The organism is Streptomyces sp. GL_140, assembly GCF_057834465.1.
In genome coordinates this window covers 5762758-5781491 of record NZ_CM174404.1, presented here as the reverse complement: position 1 = coordinate 5781491, position 18734 = coordinate 5762758, and the positions used below count along the sequence as shown (strand labels likewise).

General features: G+C 71.9%; 18 protein-coding genes. 7 read left to right on the top strand and 11 right to left on the bottom strand.

Annotation, left to right across the window (positions count from 1 at the left end):
- Positions 1–73 precede the first annotated feature (73 nt).
- The 7 genes from glxA to AC3IYJ_RS26825 all read right to left on the bottom strand — a co-directional run bounded on the left by glxA (position 74) and on the right by AC3IYJ_RS26825 (position 6901).
- Positions 74–2080, bottom strand: a complete 2007-nt coding sequence (gene glxA, locus AC3IYJ_RS26855) for a radical copper oxidase GlxA (protein ID WP_489397286.1) — start codon at positions 2078–2080, stop codon at positions 74–76.
- Positions 2081–2086: 6 nt separating this feature from the next.
- On the bottom strand, positions 2087–3847 hold the full coding sequence (locus tag AC3IYJ_RS26850) for a glycosyltransferase family 2 protein (RefSeq protein WP_489397285.1): 1761 nt from the start codon (positions 3845–3847) through the stop codon (positions 2087–2089).
- A gap of 189 nt (positions 3848–4036) precedes the next feature.
- A complete protein-coding gene (locus AC3IYJ_RS26845; protein WP_489397284.1) occupies positions 4037–4678 on the bottom strand; it encodes a TetR/AcrR family transcriptional regulator in 642 nt (213 codons plus the stop codon).
- A complete protein-coding gene (locus AC3IYJ_RS26840) occupies positions 4675–5355 on the bottom strand; it encodes a DUF4166 domain-containing protein (RefSeq protein ID WP_489397283.1) in 681 nt (226 codons plus the stop codon). Before AC3IYJ_RS26840 ends, AC3IYJ_RS26845 begins: the two co-directional genes overlap by 4 nt.
- Positions 5352–6071: a hypothetical protein gene (locus AC3IYJ_RS26835; protein WP_489397282.1), complete on the bottom strand. Its 720-nt coding sequence runs from the start codon at positions 6069–6071 to the stop codon at positions 5352–5354. Before AC3IYJ_RS26835 ends, AC3IYJ_RS26840 begins: the two co-directional genes overlap by 4 nt.
- Positions 6072–6263: 192 nt before the next feature.
- Positions 6264–6560 (bottom strand): MTH1187 family thiamine-binding protein, encoded by a 297-nt coding sequence (locus AC3IYJ_RS26830; protein WP_371617955.1) that lies wholly within the window; start codon positions 6558–6560, stop codon positions 6264–6266.
- The gene (locus tag AC3IYJ_RS26825; RefSeq protein ID WP_489397281.1) at positions 6557–6901 is read right to left on the bottom strand and encodes a DUF3817 domain-containing protein; all 345 of its coding nucleotides are present in this window, start codon (positions 6899–6901) and stop codon (positions 6557–6559) included. Before AC3IYJ_RS26825 ends, AC3IYJ_RS26830 begins: the two co-directional genes overlap by 4 nt.
- 171 nt (positions 6902–7072) lie before the next feature.
- On the opposite strand from AC3IYJ_RS26825, the gene AC3IYJ_RS26820 reads away from it, so the two are divergent.
- The 5 genes from AC3IYJ_RS26820 (at position 7073) to AC3IYJ_RS26800 (ending at position 10473) form a co-directional block, all read left to right on the top strand.
- Entirely contained in the window at positions 7073–7711 is a 639-nt protein-coding gene (locus AC3IYJ_RS26820; RefSeq protein WP_489397280.1) for an AIM24 family protein, read from the top strand.
- Positions 7711–8361: an AIM24 family protein gene (locus tag AC3IYJ_RS26815; RefSeq protein WP_489397279.1), complete on the top strand. Its 651-nt coding sequence runs from the start codon at positions 7711–7713 to the stop codon at positions 8359–8361. Before AC3IYJ_RS26820 ends, AC3IYJ_RS26815 begins: the two co-directional genes overlap by 1 nt.
- An 11-nt stretch (positions 8362–8372) precedes the next feature.
- Positions 8373–9176, top strand: coding sequence for an AIM24 family protein (locus AC3IYJ_RS26810; protein WP_489402941.1), 804 nt, complete (start codon positions 8373–8375; stop codon positions 9174–9176).
- An 80-nt stretch (positions 9177–9256) separates the two neighbouring features.
- A complete protein-coding gene (locus AC3IYJ_RS26805) occupies positions 9257–9733 on the top strand; it encodes a MarR family winged helix-turn-helix transcriptional regulator (RefSeq protein WP_489402940.1) in 477 nt (158 codons plus the stop codon).
- 125 nt (positions 9734–9858) lie between these two features.
- Positions 9859–10473: a PepSY domain-containing protein gene (locus tag AC3IYJ_RS26800; protein WP_489397278.1), complete on the top strand. Its 615-nt coding sequence runs from the start codon at positions 9859–9861 to the stop codon at positions 10471–10473.
- Between the two features lie 86 nt (positions 10474–10559).
- Here AC3IYJ_RS26800 and AC3IYJ_RS26795 read toward each other — a convergent pair whose 3' ends face one another.
- The 3 genes from AC3IYJ_RS26795 to AC3IYJ_RS26785 all read right to left on the bottom strand — a co-directional run bounded on the left by AC3IYJ_RS26795 (position 10560) and on the right by AC3IYJ_RS26785 (position 12952).
- Entirely contained in the window at positions 10560–10634 is a 75-nt protein-coding gene (locus AC3IYJ_RS26795; protein ID WP_383947182.1) for a 50S ribosomal protein bL37, read from the bottom strand.
- 39 nt (positions 10635–10673) lie between these two features.
- A complete protein-coding gene (meaB, locus tag AC3IYJ_RS26790; RefSeq protein WP_489397277.1) occupies positions 10674–11660 on the bottom strand; it encodes a methylmalonyl Co-A mutase-associated GTPase MeaB in 987 nt (328 codons plus the stop codon).
- A gap of 92 nt (positions 11661–11752) precedes the next feature.
- Positions 11753–12952 carry an acetyl-CoA C-acetyltransferase gene (locus AC3IYJ_RS26785; protein WP_489397276.1) on the bottom strand — a complete coding sequence of 400 codons (1200 nt, stop codon included), beginning with the start codon at positions 12950–12952 and terminating at the stop codon, positions 11753–11755.
- Positions 12953–13089: 137 nt separating this feature from the next.
- Between AC3IYJ_RS26785 and mce the strand changes: the two genes are divergently transcribed.
- Positions 13090–13533: a methylmalonyl-CoA epimerase gene (gene mce / locus AC3IYJ_RS26780; protein ID WP_489397275.1), complete on the top strand. Its 444-nt coding sequence runs from the start codon at positions 13090–13092 to the stop codon at positions 13531–13533.
- Positions 13534–13554: 21 nt separating this feature from the next.
- Here mce and AC3IYJ_RS26775 read toward each other — a convergent pair whose 3' ends face one another.
- Positions 13555–13833, bottom strand: a complete 279-nt coding sequence (locus AC3IYJ_RS26775; protein WP_489397274.1) for a hypothetical protein — start codon at positions 13831–13833, stop codon at positions 13555–13557.
- Positions 13834–14136: 303 nt separating this feature from the next.
- Between AC3IYJ_RS26775 and scy the strand changes: the two genes are divergently transcribed.
- Complete coding sequence (scy, locus tag AC3IYJ_RS26770; protein ID WP_489397273.1) at positions 14137–18693, top strand: polarized growth protein Scy; 4557 nt, start codon at positions 14137–14139, stop codon at positions 18691–18693.
- The last annotated feature ends 41 nt before the right edge of the window (positions 18694–18734 follow it).

Below are 18734 nucleotides of genomic sequence, written 5' to 3'. Positions count from 1 at the left end.
CCCCACATGGGCGGGGTCAGCCGGACCAGCGCGCCGGGCGAGGGCGTTTCCGGCCCGCAGCCCCCCGTCGGACCTAGCTCATCCAGCCGTCCCGGGGCTCCCGCGACGCGGGCTTGGGGGCCTCCCGCACTCGGATCCACTTCGCCACCGACGGCGTCCCGTCCGTGTCCGTCACGAAGAGCATGTACCAGCCGGGCGGCACCAGCGTCGGGTCCGCCGGGACGGTGACCGTCACCGCGCCGGCCGTCTTGTTCTCCAGGCCGAGCTCGACCGACCGCTGCTCCACGTCCGTCGTGTGCGTGACCGCGCTCGGCCTCATCAGCCTGGCCCGCGCGATCCGCTCCGCCCGCACCGCCCCGAAGGTGGCCCGGCCGCCGAGCACGACCTCCTCGGGCCCCTCCCCCAGGGCCGGCCGCAGTGCGGCGTCCCGGTACAGGTAGGGCGGGGTGTACACCTCCAGCCGGTGTTCGAACTTGCCCAGCCTGGTGTTGTCCTTGTCCGCGAAGAGCGGGTCGGAGCCGAAGGTGGCCACCCGGCCGTCGGGCAGCAGCAGCGCCTCGGAGTGGTAGTTGCGGCCCACGGTCGGGGCGGCGGCGGGCACGAAGGTGTCGGTGCGCGGGTAGTAGAACTGCGCCTTGTGGATGTCGCTGGCGCCCCGGCCCCGGTAGTCGGCGGAGCCGCCGGTGGTGAAGACGGAGTCGTCGGGGAGCAGCACACTGCTCAGGTAGCGCACTCCCTGCGGCAGCCGGGCCGTCGAACGGAAGACCGGATAGGCCGCCTTGAGGTCGACGACTGCCGTCCGGGCGGTCGCGAGCCGGGACTCGCCGACCCCGCCGCCGCCGAGCACCATCACCTTCTGGTCCTGGGCCGGGGGGAGCAGTACGGAGGAGGAGGTCTCCAGCTGGTCGGGGTCGGCCAGTCCGCCGACCTTGTGGAACCGGTTGGTCAGCAGGTCCCACAGGCCCGGCTCGCGCCCCTTGTCCTTCGGCCCGTAGCCCGCGTTGGAGCCGGTGTAGAGCAGTTTGCCGCCGTGGGTGAGGAAGAGGGCGGGGTAGGTGGGGAAGTAGTGGAAGGGCCCCTTCGCCCACTTCTTGGTCCGCGGGTCGTAATACTCGTTGTCGCCGGGCACGACGTCGCCCACGTCGTTGAGCCCGGACACCGCCAGTACCCGCCCGTCGGCCAGCCCCACGAGGGTCGGGTACCAGCGGGCGTCCCTCATCGGGTCGACCGGTACGTACTTCTCCGCCTTGGGGTCGAACTCGTAGGCGGACTTGATGCCCTGGAAGTCCTGCTTGTCGGCGCTGAGCCGCTCCGCGAGTCCGTAGACGTTGTGCGCGTCCTTGCCGGTGAGGCCGACCACCTCGTACTGCGCGGCCTGGGTGGTCAGTCCGCCGGCGCCCTCCTCGGCCGCTTCGACGAAGACCCGCGCTTCGGCGGCGACCACCTTGGTCTTCCACGGCATCATCTGCCCGCCGCGCCCGTAGGTGACCTCGAACCGCCGGGTCGCCCTGGGGACCGTGACGTCGAACTTCGACACGTACTCCACGCCGGAGGGCGAGCGGAAGACGGTCCCCTTGGGCAGCTTCACCACCTTCTCGGGGCTCTCGTTCTTGACCCGCATGCCGCCGCCCGCGCGGGTGACCTTGCCGTCGAGCACCTCGTAGCGCGCCGTGCCGCCGGCCACCAGCAGCTGTCCGTCGGGGAGTTGGCTGTGACCGGAGCAGAAGAAATCCTCCGGGGTCGGGATCTTCTTGAAGGTGTCGTCCTTCGGGTCCCACAGGATGGTGGAGAAGGTGCCCTTGTCGAAGTTCTGCTGGTCGTTGCCGGATCCCGCGATGAGCAGCACCTTGCCGGTGTGCAGCAGCGCCGCGTGCATGGCGTTGATCCGGTATTCCTCGGGGAGGCCTATCAGCCCCCAGGAGCCGTACTGGAGGCGGTAGCTGGACTGCCCGATCTTGTACGAGTGGTACCTGCCCTCGGCGAAGGAGAGCGCGGCCGGCGCGTTGAGCGCGACCAGCAGCACGGCGGCTCCGGTGCCCAGGAGGGTCTTCTTGAACTGCTTCGACGGGCGGTACGCCATGGCTGCTCAGTTCCCTCCGGTCGTCGCGAGCGCCGGCTCCTCGCCCCGCCCCGGCCCCGGCTCCCCGCCCGGCGCGGAGTCCCCGCGGCGGCCCCGTACGGCGGTGGCGCCCCACACCACCAGCGGGGCGAGGGCGACGGCCAGGGCGAGCACCGCCCAGACGCGCATGGCCGCGTGCGTGTGCCCGTAGCGCACGGAGGCCGCGAGCGAGACGGCGAGGACGGCGGCCCAGAAGAGGTGGATCCGGAAGGTACCCGGCCGGTCGGGGCTGGCGTCGCCGCCCTTGGGGGTGACGACGAAGCGGCCCTTGGTGCGCAGCACGGCCGAGCCGAGGGACTGGAGGTAGACGGGGGCGCAGATCGCGGACATCGCCATGCCGGCCAGGCCGCCCGAGCCGGCGGGTTCGTGGGGTGAGACGTTGTGGCGGCGGTTCCACAGGTACAGACCGACCTGGAGGGCGGCGGCGTCGGCGTAGAGCATCAGCCAGACCTCGGAGGAGACCTGGGTGCCGGAGGCACCGAACCACAGGAACAGGACACAACTGAGGACGCCGAGCATCCAGTTGACGGCCGTCATCGGGTAATAGACGAGCATCAGCGTGTAGTTGAGCCAGCGGCCCGGGGGCATCCGGAAGCAGCCCCGCCAGTACTGCCGCAGGAGGGTCTCGTAGGTACCCCGGGACCAGCGCAGCTGCTGGGTGAAGAAGTCGGTCCAGGAGGTCGGGCCCTCCCCCACGGCCAGTACGTCGGGGGTGTACACGGACCGCCAGAACCGCCCGGTGGCGGGGTTGCGGCGGCGGTGCAGCTCGAAGCCGGTGGCCATGTCCTCGGTGATGGAGTCGCAGAGCCCGCCGACCTGTTTCAGGGCGCTGACGCGCACGGCGTTGTTGGTGCCGACGAACATGGGGGCGCCGTAGCGGTTGCCCGCGCGCTGGATCAGGGCGTGGAAGAGGTACTGCTGGGATTCGGCGGCCTTGGTGACCGCGGCGGTGTAGTTGCCGTAGACCTGCGGGCCGACGACGAAGGCGGTGTCGGGGTCCCGGAAGAAGCCGAGCATCCGCTCCAGGTAGTTGGGGAGCGGTACGTGGTCGGTGTCCACGGAGGCGAAGTAGTCGTAGTCGTCGCCGTGCCGGGCCAGCCAGGCGTTGTAGTTGCCGTGCTTGGTCCGCGCCCGGTGGACGCCCTTCGCGGTGTTCCACTCGGCCACGCCCCTGCGGGTGAAGTGGCGCACGCCGAGCTCCGCGCACAGGGCCCTGGCCCCGGGATCGTCGCCCTCGTCGAGGAGCCAGACGTCGAGCGGTCCCGCGTGGCGGATGAGCACGGCCCCGCGCAGGGTGGCCGCCGCCATCGCGAGGGGTTCCTTGCCGGGCACATAGGTGGTGAGGAAGGCGACCCGGGTGCCGGGTTCTGCGGGGACCGGTACGGGGTCGCGGGCGACCATCGTGGCGTGGGCGATCGAGACCACGTTGACCAGCATGAAGAGCATGATCAGGGCGATGGAGCCGAGCATCACGGAGTCGAGGCGGACCAGCCAGCGCTCGCCGCCCTCGCGGACGGTCCAGTGCGTGGGCCAGACGAGGTAGAGGAGCAGACCGGCGGCGGCGAGGGGGGCGAGCGTCATGAGGGCGACGGCCCGTATTCGGGTCCGCAGCTCCTCGCGCGAGAGCAGCGAGCGGTAGGTGACGCGGTAGGCGGCGGTGGGATCCGGCTCCTCGAACGGGCCGGCGAGACGGCTGTGGGTCTCGTAGTCGAAGCCTTCCGGCCGCACGGTTCCTCCAGTGCTCGAAACCGAGGTTGATATCCCAACGAAAGGGGAGATTCCCGGGCGTGTCGAACTGGATTCGGCCGAGCGGACGGTTCTGACGTGCGGGGTCCGCACAGGGCCGTACGGGTACCCGCGCGGCCGTCGGACCCCGAACGCCCCGACCGCCGTACGGGTACCCGTGCCCCGGAACCCTCAGCGGCGGGCGCCCTTGCGCAGCCCGTGGCGCACGGCCCGCTGACTCAGCGGCCCCAGCTCCTCCAGGGTCTGCGCCAGTCCGGCGAGCTGCTCCAGGGAGTCCAGGGCCCGCCCGGCCCCCTCCGGGTCGACCCCCTCGTAGAGCTCGATGCCGACGAAGGAGGCGGCTGCGGCGCGCGCCAGCCCGGCCGGGTCGGCGAACCCGGCGAGCGGGGAGGCCGCCAGCAGCCGGGTGAGCACCGACTCCAGCTCCGCGACCCACAGCCCGAGCCCGGCGGCGGTGGCGGCCGCGAGGGCGGGCTGGGCCTGCCCGGCGGCCAGCAGCTGCCCGAGGACCGCCACGTGCCCGGTGCCCCGCTCCTCGGTGTGCATCTGCCGGGCGAAGGCGAGCAGTTCGGCGAGGGAGCCGAGCTCCGCGAACCGCTCGCGGTAGCGGGCCACCCGCTGCTCGGCGCCGAAGACACAGGCGGCGGAGAGGAGTTCCTCGACGGAGCCGAAGTGGTAGAAGATCAGCCCCTGGTTGACCCCGGCGGTGGTGGCGATGGTGCGCGCCGAGGTCTTGCCGATGCCCTGCTCGATCAGGGTGCGCAGGGCCCCGTCGAGGAGCTTGTGCCGGGTGGCTTCGCTGGCGGCGCTCACGCGCGGACCTCCTCGCGGACGGGGCGCAGGCCCGGCCGGAGCTCGTGGTCGCGGACGTCCACGTACTCGGCGGCGAAGGAGCCCTCGTACCCGAAGAGCGGGCCGAAGCGGCGGTTGACCACCCGCACCCGGATCCGGAAGCGGCCGGTGGCATCGTCGAAGGACTCGCGGACCTCGGCGTCGCCGCCGATGAAGTCGGGGACGCGGACGTCGACGGGGCCTTCGCGGAAGCGGTGTTCGCCGGAGCGGATGAGCAGGGAGCCGTCCGGCTCGGCGCTCATGTGGAGGTCGCTGGCGAGGTGCTGGTGGGTGCCCAGGTAGTCGAGGATGCTGCCGCGCTCGGGGCTGTGGACCATCGTGGCGTCGAACCGGTGGGGCCCGCCGGGCAGCTGGAAGGTCCGCACGAAGGTGACCGTCTCGCGGCCGAAGGAGTCGAGGTAGGGGAAGTTCTCTATGACGAAGGGCACGTCCGTGCCCTCGCGCGGGACCAGGATGTTGCGCATCCCGCCGAGCCGCAGGAACGGCTTGACGTGCGCGCCGCCGTGCCAGATCCGGTCCATCGTGCCGCGTCCGACACAGGCCTCCCCGCTGTCCAGGCCGACGGAGAAGCGGCGCTGGAGCTGCGGGTGCAGGCGGTCGAAGGCGGCGCCCATGTGGGCGTGGAACATCGAGGTCATGACGGCTCCTGGGTGGGGAGGGTGGCGAGGAGGCGGGGCTCGGCGGCGGGGACCCGGCCGGGCGGGGTGCGCAGGCAGCGGCGGGCCGCGGGGGTGCCGGGGAGGGGTGGGAGCAGCAGGGCGAGGAGGCCGACGGCGAGGCCGGCCGCGAGGGGCGCGTACGCGAGGGCGGCGACGGTGGCCAGGATCCGGACGGCGCTCTCGGCGAGGGCCCGGACGAGGGCGCGGCCCGGGGTGGTTCCGCGCTCGCACCAGAGCCGCAGCCGGTCGAAGGACCAGGCGGTGGCCCAGCCCATGAGCGGCCGGAAGACCATCCGGTCGGCGAGGGCGCCGAAGCGGCCCCAGCGGGGCCGGTAGTCGTAGCCGGTCAGGAAGCGGATGCCGGGGCCGCCGTCCGGGTCGGGGACGTAGCGCCAGTAGCCGCTGCCCTCGGCGAGCAGCGAGAGCGGGTGGTGCGAGGAGAAGCGCAGGGCGGAGACCCGGGTGCCGTCGGCACGCCGGCGCTCCCCGGCGGAGATCCCGGTGCCGTCGACGGAGAGGAAGGGCAGCAGGCGCGTCGCGTAGCGGAAGCGCTGCGGCTCGTCCTCGGTGGCCCGCGGCAGGTAGGTGATGGAGGTGAACCGCAGGTCCCAGCGCTGGTGCTGGTCGGGTTCCTGGCTCCGGTCCCAGAGCCGGGCCATCCCGGTGCGGATGACCGTCTCGACGTACAGGCCCAAGGCAGGCACCCCCTTCTCGCGGTTTGAGCGATCGCTCAAACCGAAAGTTAGCGGAGTTTGAGCGGTCGCTCAATACCTTTCGGGCATGGGTTTGAGCGACCGCTCAAACCCGGGAAACGACAGCGCCCCCGGCCGCGGGGCCGGGGGCGCTGTCATGCAAGGAAGAGAGAAAGAGCGGAGGAAGGGGGCGGGTCAGCCCTGGGCGAGGTGCCGCTCGATGGTCTCCATCTTGGAGGTCATCCCGTCGGTCACACCGGGGCGGATGTCGGCCTTGAGGATGAAGGAGACCCGGGGCGCGCGCGCCTCAACGGCCTCCACCGCACGCTTCACCACGTCCATCACCTCGTCCCACTCACCTTCGATGGTGGTGAACATGGCGTCCGTACGATTCGGCAGCCCGGACTCCCGTACGACGCGGACGGCGTCGGCCACGTACTCGCCGACCTCTTCGCCGACGCCCAGCGGGGTCACCGAGAAGGCGATCATCATGCGCGGGCCGCCTCACGGGCACGGGCCGCGAGCACGCTCGCCGACTCGTCGCGCTTGAGCAGCCGGTCGCCGTAGAGCCCGCCGAAGGGCACCAGCGCCAGCAGGAAGAACAGCGCGACCTTCTTCAGCGGCCACTTCGCCTTGTTCCACACGTCCAGCAGGAACACCGCGTAGATCACGAACAGGATCCCGTGGAGGATGCCGAGCGGCATCATCAGGTAGTCGATGTCCGAGATCCGGCTCAGCACCGAGCCGAAGATCAGCAGGGCCGGGAACGACAGCGCTTCGGGTACGGAGATGAGGCGCAGCCGGTGCAGGGCGGAGGCGGTCTTGATGTCCACGTGGAACCTTCGGGGTGGAGGCCGGGGGTCCGTCCCAGTGTCTCAGCCACCCTGGGCGATCTTGCCCCGGGGGCCGGTCGGACGCCGCTTTCCCGACGGAACAGGCTATTCCCGGCCGATATCGACCAACGGACCCTGTTCGGCCCCGCCCACTGCCGATAACGTCTTCCCGTGGCTCAGTTCAGACTCCAAGGCAGCAAGGTGCTCGCCGTCGACCTGACCGGTGACGCCGTCAAAGCGAAAAACGGCGCCATGGTCGCGTACGACGGCCAGATGGCCTTCAAGAAGATGACCGGCGGCGGCGAAGGCCTCCGCGGCATGGTGACCCGGCGGCTCACCGGCGAGCAGATGACCGTGATGGAAGTGCAGGGTCACGGCACCTGCTTCTTCGCCGACCGGGCGAGTGAGATCAATCTGGTCAATCTGCGCGGCGAGAAGCTCTACGTCGAATCCAGCAACCTCCTGTGCACCGACGCCGGCCTGCGCACCGGCACCACCTTCACCGGCCTGCGCGGTGCGACGACGGGCAACGGCCTGTTCACCACGACCGTCGAGGGCAACGGGCAGGCGGCGATCACCTCCGACGGCCCGGCGGTGGTGCTGCGCGTCAGCTCCCAGTACCCGCTCTCCGTCGACCCGGGGGCGTACGTGGCGCACACCGGGAACCTCCAGCAGTCCTTCCAGTCGGGGATCAACTTCCGCACCCTGATCGGCGAGGGCTCGGGCGAGGCCTTCCAGATCCGATTCGAGGGCGAGGGCCTGGTCTACGTGCAGCCCAGCGAGCGCAACACCATCGGGGGCGACATCTGATGCCGTTCCGCGAGATCAACTCCAAAGTGGTCGAGGCCCAGGTCGTGCCGGGGCAGAAGATGTACAGCCAGCGCGGCGCGATGCTCGCCTACCGCGGCGAGGTCTCCTTCACACCGAGCCTGACCGGCGGCCAGGGCGGCGTGATGGGCATGATCGGACGCCGCGTGGCGAACGAGCAGACCCCGCTGATGAGCGTCGAGGGCAGCGGCACCGTGATGTTCGGCCACGGCGGCCACCACATCCAGGTGATCAGCCTGACCGGCGAGACCCTCTACGTGGAGGCGGACCGGCTCCTGGCCTTCGACGGCACCCTCCAGCAGGGCACGATGTTCATGGGCTCGCAGGGCGGCGTCATGGGCATGGTGCGCGGCCAGGTGACCGGCCAGGGCCTGTTCACCACCACCCTCAAGGGCCACGGCTCGGCGGCCGTGATGGCCCACGGCGGGGTCATCGAACTCCCGATCACCCCGCAGCGGCCGATCCACGTGGACCCGCAGGCCTACGTCGCCCACCACGGCGACGTCCGCAACAAGCTCTCCACCGCGCTGGGCTGGCGGGACATGGTCGGGCGCGGCTCGGGCGAGGCGTTCCAGCTGGAACTGTCCGGCCAGGGCGCGGTGTACGTACAGGCCTCGGAGGAGAAGCTGTGAACTTTGGCCCAGTGACCGGCGGCCCCGGAGGTCCGACGGTCTACGACCCGCACACCCTGCCGTCCGACGACAACGTCAACGCCTACACCTTCTGCGTGGAGCTCAAGGGGAGCCAGTGGTTCCTGCAGAAGGGCAAGATGATCTCGTACTACGGGCGCATCGAGTTCAACGGCATCGGCCACGGCCGCTTCGACCGGCTGCTGCGCACCAGCTTCCACTCGCCGCTGCACGCCAGTGACTGGGTGGTGGCCGAGGGCCAGGGCAAGATGCTGCTCGCCGACCGGGCCTTCGACGTGAACTCGTACGACCTGGACAACGGAAACCTGACCATCCGGTCGGGCAACCTGCTCGCCTACCAGCCCACCCTCGCGCTGAAGCAGTCGATCGTCCCGGGTTTTCTCACCCTGATCGGAACCGGGAAGTTCGTGGCGGCGTCAAACGGACCGGTGGTGTTCATGGAACCGCCGCTGCGCGTGGACCCGCAGGCGCTGGTGGGGTGGGCGGACTGCCCCTCCCCCTGCCACCACTACGACCACGGGTACATGTCGGGCGTGATCGGCGGCCTGCGCTCGCTGACGGGCATCGGGGGCTCCTCGGGCGAGGAGCACCAGTTCGAGTTCGTCGGGGCCGGAACGGTGCTCATGCAGTCCTCGGAGATGCTGATGGCCGAGCAGGCGATCGGCGCCGTGGGCGCCGGGGCGGCCTCGGGCAACCAGCAGGGCGTTCCGGGGGCCGGCCAGGGTCCGCTCGGGCAGCTGGGCGTGCCCCGGATGCCCGGACAGCTGGGCGATCTCCAGCGGCGCTTCGGCCTGTAGCCCTCGCCCACCCCCAGCTGCACCCCTCGTCATCTTTGTACGCAATTCAACTTCTTAGGTAGAGTTCTTTCATGGAGACCATCGAGACCGAGCCGGCCACCAGGTGGCTGAACGACGCCGAGCAGTGCGCCTGGCGCACCCACCTGGACGTCAGCAGACTGCTGATGCACCAGCTGGAAAAGGATCTCCAGCCCTTCGGCCTCACCAACAACGACTACGAGATCCTCGTGAACCTCTCGGAGTCCGAAGGCCACCGGATGCGGATGAGCGACCTCGCGACGTCGACCCTCCAGTCCAAGAGCAGGCTCTCCCACCAGATCACCCGCATGGAATCGGCGGGCCTGGTCCGCCGCATGAACTGCGAGTCCGACCGTCGCGGGCTGTACGCCGTCCTCACGCCGGAGGGCATGGAGACCATGCGCAAGGTCGCCCCGCACCACGTGGCGTCCGTCCGCCGGCACTTCATCGACCTGCTCCCGCCGGACGCTCTCGCGGCTCTACGCGCGTCCCTCGGGCCGGTCGCCGAGCACCTGCGGGCGGACCGCGGCAAGGCCTGACCGGCGCCTGACCTCGCAAACGCGCGGTCCTCGGCGGCGCCCCGGAGAATGGTTGGTAACGCTCGCTCGCCGGCCGCTCGCCGAGCAACCGTAAGCGCTCTGGCCGGCCTGAGGAGGTCCAAGCCATGAAGCGCACGCACAACCGCACGCTGTACGTCTCGTCGGCCGCGGCCGTGGTCCTGCTGGTCGGGGGCCCGGTCGCGGCCGCCGCCGCATCCACCGCCGATGCGGCGAGAACCGGCCCCGCCGCCGCCTCCGCGCTCCTGCGGGCCGGGACGGACGCCGACGGGGCCGCCTCGGCGGCCCTGCAGAAGTACCCCGGCACCATCGAGTCCCTCGACAAGGACGGCTCGATCTGGCACGTCAACGTCATCGGCAAGAACGGCGGCTACGCCGAGGTGATCGTCGACGGGACCAGCGGCTCGGCCACGGTAGGGAACACCGAGCAGAACGGGGACAACGGCAACGAGTACGCCGGCCTGGTCGCCGCGAAGTACAACGCCCAGCAGGCCATCAAGGCCGCCCTCGCCGCCTACCCCGGCACGGTCTGGTCGGTGAGCTGGGACAGCGACGACAACGACAACGGCAGTCAGCACCGCTACTGGGACGTGGAGATCAAATCCGGCGGCCGCACGACGAACGTGCACGTCGACCCCACGTCGGGCAAGGCCACCACGTCCAACTCGGACTCGAACAACGACTCCGGCAACAACAGCGACGGCGGCGACGGGAACAACTAGAACAGGAAATAGAACAGGACATGCGCAAGCCGCACTCCGTGGACGGAGTGCGGCTTGCGCATGTGGTCAGTACTGCGGCGGGACGGTCAAGAGTTGGGACGCTTGCCGTGGTTCGCCTTCTTCTTCTTGCGGGCTCGCTTCTTGTTGCCGCGCTTCGCCATGAAACCTCCCTGCGTTGGGCATTCCGGGCGTTCGCCAGTCTATGACCGGCCCGTCGGCTCCGCATCCGTTTCCGTCAAGGACGCCAGCAACGCGTCCGCCGCCGCGTACGGGTCGAGCCCGCCCGCGGCCACCCGCGCCGCCAGGGCGTCGAGCCGGGCGTTGCCGTGCAGATCGGCCAGGCGGGCCCGTAGCGCGGTGATCGCGATCGTCTCGACCTCGCGCGCCGCCCGCGCCGTGCGGCGCTCCGCCAGCACCCCGCGCTCGTCCATCCAGGCCCGGTGCTTCTCCAGGGCCTCGACCAGCTCGTCGATGCCCGTGCCGCGGGCCGCGACCGTCTTGACGATGGGCGGCCGCCAGTCGCCCTTGCCCCGGGACTCCCCCAGGCCGAGCATGTGGTTCAGCTCCCGGGCGGTGGCGTCCGCTCCGTCCCGGTCGGCCTTGTTCACCACGTAGACGTCGCCGATCTCCAGGATCCCCGCCTTCGCGGCCTGGATCCCGTCGCCCATCCCGGGGGCCAGCAGCACCACCGAGGTGTCCGCCTGGGCGGCGATCTCCACCTCCGACTGCCCGACCCCGACCGTCTCGACCAGGATCACCTCGCAGCCGGCCGCGTCCAGCACCCGGATCGCCTGCGGGGCCGCCCAGGCGAGACCGCCCAGGTGGCCCCTGGTGGCCATGGACCGGATGTAGACCCCCGGGTCGGAGGCGTGGTCCGACATCCGCACCCGGTCGCCGAGCAGCGCGCCGCCGGAGAACGGCGAGGACGGGTCGACTGCGAGGACGCCGACCCGCTTGCCCGCCTGGCGGTACGCGGAGACCAGCGCCGAGGTGGTCGTGGACTTGCCGACGCCCGGCGAGCCCGTCAGCCCGACCACGTACGCGTTGCCGGTGAGCGGCGCGAGCGCCGCCATCACCTCCCGCAGCTGCGGGGACGCCCCCTCGACCAGCGAGATCAGCCGGGCCACGGCTCTGGGCCGGCCCTCACGTGCCTGGGCCACCAGCTGGGGGACGTCCGCCGCCGTCATGGGTGCTGCGCTCCTCGGTTCTCGTACGGGTACGGGTGCTGCGGCTCCGGCCGCGGCTGCGGCCTCGGCCACGGCCTCGGCTACGGCCTCGGCTACGGGGCGACGCGGACGATCAGGGCGTCGCCCTGCCCGCCGCCACCGCACAGCGCGGCCGCGCCGACCCCGCCGCCGCGGCGCTTGAGCTCCAGCGCCAGGTGCAGCACCACGCGGGCGCCGGACATGCCGATCGGGTGTCCCAGGGCGATGGCGCCGCCGTTGACGTTCACCTTTTCCGGGGTCACACCGAGGTCCTTCATTGACTGCACGGCGACCGCCGCGAAGGCCTCGTTGATCTCGATCAGGTCCAGGTCGGCGACCTCCAGGCCCTCCTTCTTCAGGGCGTGCAGGATCGCGTTGGACGGCTGCGACTGGAGCGAGTTGTCCGGACCGGCCACGTTGCCGTGGGCGCCGATCTCGGCGAGCCACTCCAGGCCCAGCTCCTCCGCCTTGGCCTTGCTCATCACGACCACGGCGGCGGCGCCGTCGCTGATCTGCGAGGAGGTGCCGGCGGTGATGGTGCCGTCCTTGGTGAAGGCCGGGCGCAGCTTGCCGAGGGACTCCACGGTGGTCTCGGGGCGGATGCCCTCGTCCGCGGAGAAGACGACCGGGTCGCCCTTGCGCTGCGGGATCTCGACCGGGGTGATCTCGGCCTCGAAGACGCCGTTCTTCTGCGCGGCGGCGGCGCGCTGGTGGGAGGCGGCCGCGAACTCGTCCTGCGGGGCGCGCTCGATGCCCAGACGGGTGTTGTGCGTCTCGGTGGACAGGCCCATCGGGATGCCCTCGAAGGCGTCGGTGAGGCCGTCGTAGGCCATCGCGTCGAGCATCTCGATGGCGCCGTACTTGAAGCCCTCGCGGGACTTCGGCAGCAGGTGCGGGGCGTTGGTCATGGACTCCTGGCCGCCCGCGACCACGATGTCGAACTCACCGGCGCGGATGAGCTGGTCGGCCAGGGCGATGGCGTCGAGACCCGACAGGCACACCTTGTTGATGGTGAGCGCGGGCACGTTCATCGGGATTCCGGCCTTGACGGCGGCCTGGCGCGCGGGGATCTGGCCCGCGCCGGCCTGGAGCACCTGGCCCATGATCACGTACTGGACCTGGTCGCCGGAGATCCCGGCCCGCTCCAGCGCGGACTTGATGGCGAAGCCGCCGAGGTCGGCGCCCGAGAAGGACTTCAGCGAACCGAGCAGCCGTCCCATGGGCGTGCGGGCCCCGGCGACGATCACTGACGTGGTGTTGTTCGTTCCGGACATGGAGCACAGCCCCTTGAAGATGAGGAGTGAACGAGGGTTTACCCGAATGTACTGAGCGGTACCCGTGGCGTCATCGGCCCGTCAGTGTGATCGCGCGCACGTTGCGTAACCACCTCCCGGAGCGCTGCACTGTCCCCATGCTGACAAGAATCGACCACATCGGGATCGCCTGCTTCGACCTGGACAAGACGGTTGAGTTCTACCGTGCCACCTACGGGTTCGAGGTGTTCCACTCCGAGGTCAACGAGGAGCAGGGCGTCCGCGAGGCCATGCTCAAGATCAACGGGACGGACGACGGCGGAGCCTCGTACATCCAGCTCCTGGAACCCACCCGCGAGGACTCCGCGGTCGGCAAGTGGCTGGCCAAGAACGGCGAGGGCGTCCACCACATCGCCTTCGGCACCGCGGACGTCCTGGGCGACTCCGAAGCCATCCGCGGCAAGGGCGTCCGCGTCCTCTACGACCAGCCCCGCACGGGCTCGATGGGCTCCCAGATCACCTTCCTCCACCCCAAGGACTGCCACGGCGTCCTCACCGAACTGGTCACCAGCAACCCCGAGCAGTCAACTGCCCCTCACTGACGGGCTTGCGTGACGGGCGCATCACCGGCTGTGGTGCGCCACACGCGTCCAGCCACCCGCGAGTGCGGGACGGCAGGGGCCGTTGACCGGGCCCCGCTGTGCCACAACATCAGCGCGTGCGCGGATGTTGCGGGAGCCGTTGCGGTCTGCGTGATCAACGAATCCGCAGGACCGGCAGGCGAAGCGGGCCCGCGAGACCCGGTTCGCCCTGTCGGCGACGCGTTTGGCACGCAGGGTCGCTGCGAGCGCCGCCTCCTGCGGCGCCGTCGGCAGCAGCTTGACCTGCACCACGAGCTTCACGTCAACGACGGTACGTTCCAGCCGGGACACATGTCTTCGAACATCGCAAATCAGCACTCCTTGGACCTGAAGAGCGAACCCCCACAGGGTCGGCGCGCCGGGGTTCCCGCACAAGGGCACTGATGCCCCGTTTCCCCGGCCGGTACAGTGGCTGTTGGCTCGGCCGGGGTTCGGTGCAGACAGGGTCGGGGCCAGTAGGGCCTGACCCGGTATCTGACACCATTCCCCGGGGGCGTCGTTCAGCGGGCGGACGATGCTCGATTGGGAGTGAGCTTGCGACCAGGGGACGGATGGGACCGCGCTGTGCGGGGCTACGAAAGCCAGGAGAGCCATCAGGCCGAGGCCGACCATCTCTCGCGCTTCGAAGCCGAGATGGAGCGGCTGAAGAAGGAGCGTGGGAAGGCCTTCCAGCACGCTGAGGACCTGGGCTACCAGGTCGAGGTGCTGCGCGCCAAGCTCCATGAGGTACGCCGGAATCTGGCGTCCCGCCCCGCGTACGACGGCGCGGACATGGGCTATCAGGCGGAGCAGCTGCTCCGCAATGCCCAGATCCAGGCCGACCAGATGCGCTCCGACGCCGAGCGTGAGCTGCGCGACGTACGGGCGCAGACCCAGCGCATCCTGCAGGAGCACGCCGAGCACCAGGCGCGCCTCCAGGCCGAGCTGCACGCCGAGGCCGTCAACCGCCGCCAGCGCCTGGACCAGGAGCTCAACGAGCGCCGCCAGACCGTGGAAGCGCACGTCAACGAGAACGTGGCGTGGGCCGAGCAGTTGCGCGCCCGGACCGAGTCGCAGGCCCGCCGGCTCATGGACGAGTCCCGCGCCGAGGCCGAGCAGACCCTGGGCGCCGCGCGCGCCGAGGCCGCCCGGCTCGCCTCCGAGGCCACCCGCCGGCTCGCCGCCGACAACGAAACCTCTCGCGCCGAGGCCGAGGCGACGCTGCTGCGCGCCCGCAAGGAGGCCGAGCGGCTGCTGACCGCCGCCTCCGCGCAGGCCCAGGAGGCCACCGACCACGCGGAGCGGCTGCGCTCGACCACCAGCGCCGAGGCCGAGCAGACCCGCCAGCAGACGATGGACCTGGGCCGGGTCGCCGAACAGCGAACCCAGGAGGCCGACGCGGCCCTACGGGAGGCACGTGCCTCCGCGGAGAAGCTGCTGGCCGACGCCAAGGAGAGCGCCGCACGCCAGCTGGCCTCTGCGGAATCCGTCAACGAGCAGCGCACCCGGACGGCCAAGGAGCAGGTGGCCCGGCTGGTCGGCGAGGCCACCAAGGAAGCCGAGATCCTCAAGGGCGAGGCGGAGCAGTCGCTCGCCGATGCCCGCGCCGAGGCCGAGCGGCTGCGCGTCGAGGCCGGCGAGCAGGCCCGTACGGCGGCGTCCGAGGACGCCGCGGCCCAGCTGGCGAAGGCGGCCCGCACCGCCGAGGAGGTCCTGAACAAGGCTTCGGAGGACGCCCGCGCCACCACCCGGGCGGCGTCCGAGGAGGCCGAGCGGATCCGCGGCGAGGCCGAGGCGGAGGCCGAGCGGCTGCGCGCCCAGGCCGCGACCACGGCCGATGAGCTCAAGGGTGCGGCGAAGGACGACACCGAGGAGTACCGGGCCCGTACGGTCGAGCTCCAGGAGGAGGCCCGCCGGCTGCGCGGCGAGGCCGAGCAGCTGCGCGCGGAGGCCGTCGCCGAGGGCGAGCGGATCCGCGGCGAGGCCCGCCGCGAGGCGATCCAGCAGATCGAGGAGGCGGCCCGCACCGCCGAGGAGCTGCTGGGCAAGTCCCGGGCCGACGCCGACGAGGTGCGCGCCAGCGCGAACGCCGAGAGCGAGCGGGTCCGCGGCGAGGCCGTGGAGCGGGCCACCACCCTGCGCAAGCAGGCCGAGGAGACCCTGGACCGCACCCGCGCCGAGGCCGAGCGGCTGCGCGCGGAGGCCCAGGAGCAGGCGGAGTCCGTACGGGCCGAGGCGGACGCCGCGGCTGCCGTGCGGCGCGAGGAGACCGAGCAGGCGCTGGCCGCGAAGCGGGCCGAGGCCGACGAGGAGCTCGTACGGCTCCACGCGGACGCCGAGGGGCGGCTCTCGACGGCCGAGCAGACCCTGCGCGACGCCCGCGCGGCCGCGGAGAACATCCGCAGGGAGACCGCCGAGGAGAGCGACCGGCTGCGTGCGGAGGCCGCGGACCGGATCCGCACCCTGCAGACGCAGTCGGAGGCGGAGGCCGACCAGCTGCGCACGGACGCGGCGGACGACGCCGGCCGGGTCCGCGCCGAGGCCGAGCACGCTGCGGCACGGCTGACCGGCGAGGCCGAGGCCGAGGCGGAGCGGCTGCGCTCCGAGGCGCAGGAGACCGCCGACCGGCTGCGCGCGGAGGCCAAGGCCGCCGCCGAGCGGGTCGCGCAGGAGGCCGCCGAGGCCCTTTCCGCCGCCCAGGAGGAAGCGGCGCGGCGTCGCCGGGAGTCCGAGGAGACCCTGGCTTCGGCGCGCACCGACGCGGAGAGCGAGCGGGCGCAGGCCCGGGAGGAGAGCGAGGAGCTCCTCGCCCAGGCCCGCAAGCGTTCCGAGGAGGCCCAGGCCGAGGCGGTCTGGCTGACCGAGGAGGCCGAGCGCCGCGCGTCCGAGGTGGTCGCGGCGGCCGAGGCCACCGCCCAGCAGGTGCGCGACTCCGTGGCCGGGCTGCACGAGCAGGCCGACGAGGAGATCGCGGGGCTGCGCAGCGCGGCCGAGCACGCGGCGGAGCGTACGAGGACGGAGGCCGGCGAGGAGGCCGACCGGGTCCGCAGCGACGCGTACGCGGAGCGGGAGCGGGCCACCGAGGACGCGAACCGGATCCGCAGCGAGGCGCGGACCGAGACGGACGCGGCGAAGGCGCTGGCCGAGCGGACCGTGGGCGACGCGATCGCCGAGGCCGAGCAGCTGCGCGCGGACACCGCGGAGTACGCCCAGCGGGTGCGTACGGAGGCCACGGACGCGCTGGCCGCCTCCGAGCGCGATGCCGCCCGTACCAAGGCGGACGCCCGGGACGACGCGAACCGGATCCGCGGCGAGGCCGCGGAGTCCCTGGAGTCCTCGCGCGCCGAGGGCGGCCGCATCGTCGCCGAGGCGACGGCGGAGGCCGAGCGGCTGACGGCCGAGGCCGAGGCCGCGAACGCGGTCACGGTCGGCGAGGCGCAGGCCGAGGCGGACCGGCTCACCGAGGCAGCGCTCTCGGCGGCGGACGACACCCGTGCCGAGGCCGCGGGCACGCTGGACGAGGCGCGTGCCGAGGCCAACCGGCTGCGTACGGACGCCGCCGAGCAGGCGGACCGGCTCATCACCGAGGCGTCTTCGGAGGCCGAGAAGCTCACCCTGGAGACCCGGGCGGCGAACGCGGTCACGGTCGGCGAGGCCGAGGCGGCCGCCGAGGCCCTGCGCGCCGAGGCGGGCCGGCTCAAGGACCAGGCGGCGCAGACCCTTGCGGGCGCCGAGCGGGACGCGGCCCGGGTGCTGGTCGACGCCCGTACCGAGGGCGACCGGCTGGTCGACGAGACGCGCGTGGCGAACGAGGCCACGGTCGGCGAGGCGCGTGCCGAGGCCGACCGGCTGCTGGCCGAGGCTGCGCGGACCCTGGACGACGCCCGTGCGGACGGCGGCCGGATCATCGGCGAGGCCACCGCCGAGGCGGACCGCATCACGGTCGCGGCGAACGAGACGCTGGCGAGCGCCGAGCGGGAGTCCGAGCAGACGCTCGACGAGGCGCGCGCCGAGGCGGGCAGGGTCCGTACCGAGGCCGCCGAGCAGGCCGACCACCTGATCGGCGAGGCGGTCGCGGAGGCGGACCGGCTCACCGAGCAGACCCGCAAGGACAACGAGCGCACGGTCGGCGAGGCCTCGAACGAGGCGGAGCGGCTGCGTGCGGAGGCCTCGGAGTCGCTGGCTTCGGCGCAGGAGCACGCGACCCGCACCCGGTCCGAGGCGGAGCGGGTCAAGGCGGAGGCCGCGACCCACGCCGAGCGGGTGCGCGGCGAGGCGCGTTCGGAGTCGGAGCGGCTGCTGGACGAGGCCCGCGAGGAGGCCAACAAGCGCCGCAGCGAAGCTGCGACGCAGGTGGACCGGCTCATCACGGAGGCCTCTTCGGAGGCCGAGAAGCTGATCGGGGACGCGCAGAAGCAGGCCCTGGCCGCCACGACGGCGGCCGAGGAGCAGGCCGACGCGATGGTCGACGCGGCGCGCAAGGAGGCCTCGCGGATCACCTCCGAGGCGACCGTGGAGGGCAACTCCCTGGTGGAGAAGTCCCGTACGGATGCCGACGAGCTGCTGGTCGGGGCGCGCAGCGATGCTTCGGCCATAAGGGAGCGGGCGGAGGAGCTGCGGGGCCGCGTCGAGGCGGAGGTCGAGGAGCTGCACGAGCGGGCCCGCCGGGAGTCGGCCGAGCAGATGAAGTCGGCCGGCGAGCGCGTGGACAAGCTGGTGCGGGCGGCGACCGAGCAGAGCGTGGAGGCCGAGTCGAAGGCCAAGGCGCTGGTGTCGGACGCGAGCAGCGAGGCGGGCAAGGTCCGCATCGCCGCGGTGCGCAAGGCGGAGGCCCTGCTCAAGGAGGCCGAGCAGAAGAAGGCGGAGCTGGTGCGGGAGGCCGAGGGCCGTCTCGCGGAGGCGAGGGTGGAGGCCGAGCGGCTCGTCGACGAGGGCCGGCGTGAGCTGGAGGTCCTGGTGCGCAGGCGCGAGGACATTCAGGCGGAGATCTCCCGTGTCCAGGACGTTCTTGAGGCGTTGGAATCATTCGAGGCGCCTTCGGGTGGCGCGAAGCCCGGGGTCGGCGGCCAGGGCGCGGGGGGCGTGAAGGCCGGTGCGGCAGCGGGTTCGACTCGTTCGGGTGGCAAGACGTCAGACGGCTAGTCAGCGCACATGAAAGTGTGCTCCTGATAGAAGTTCAGGCG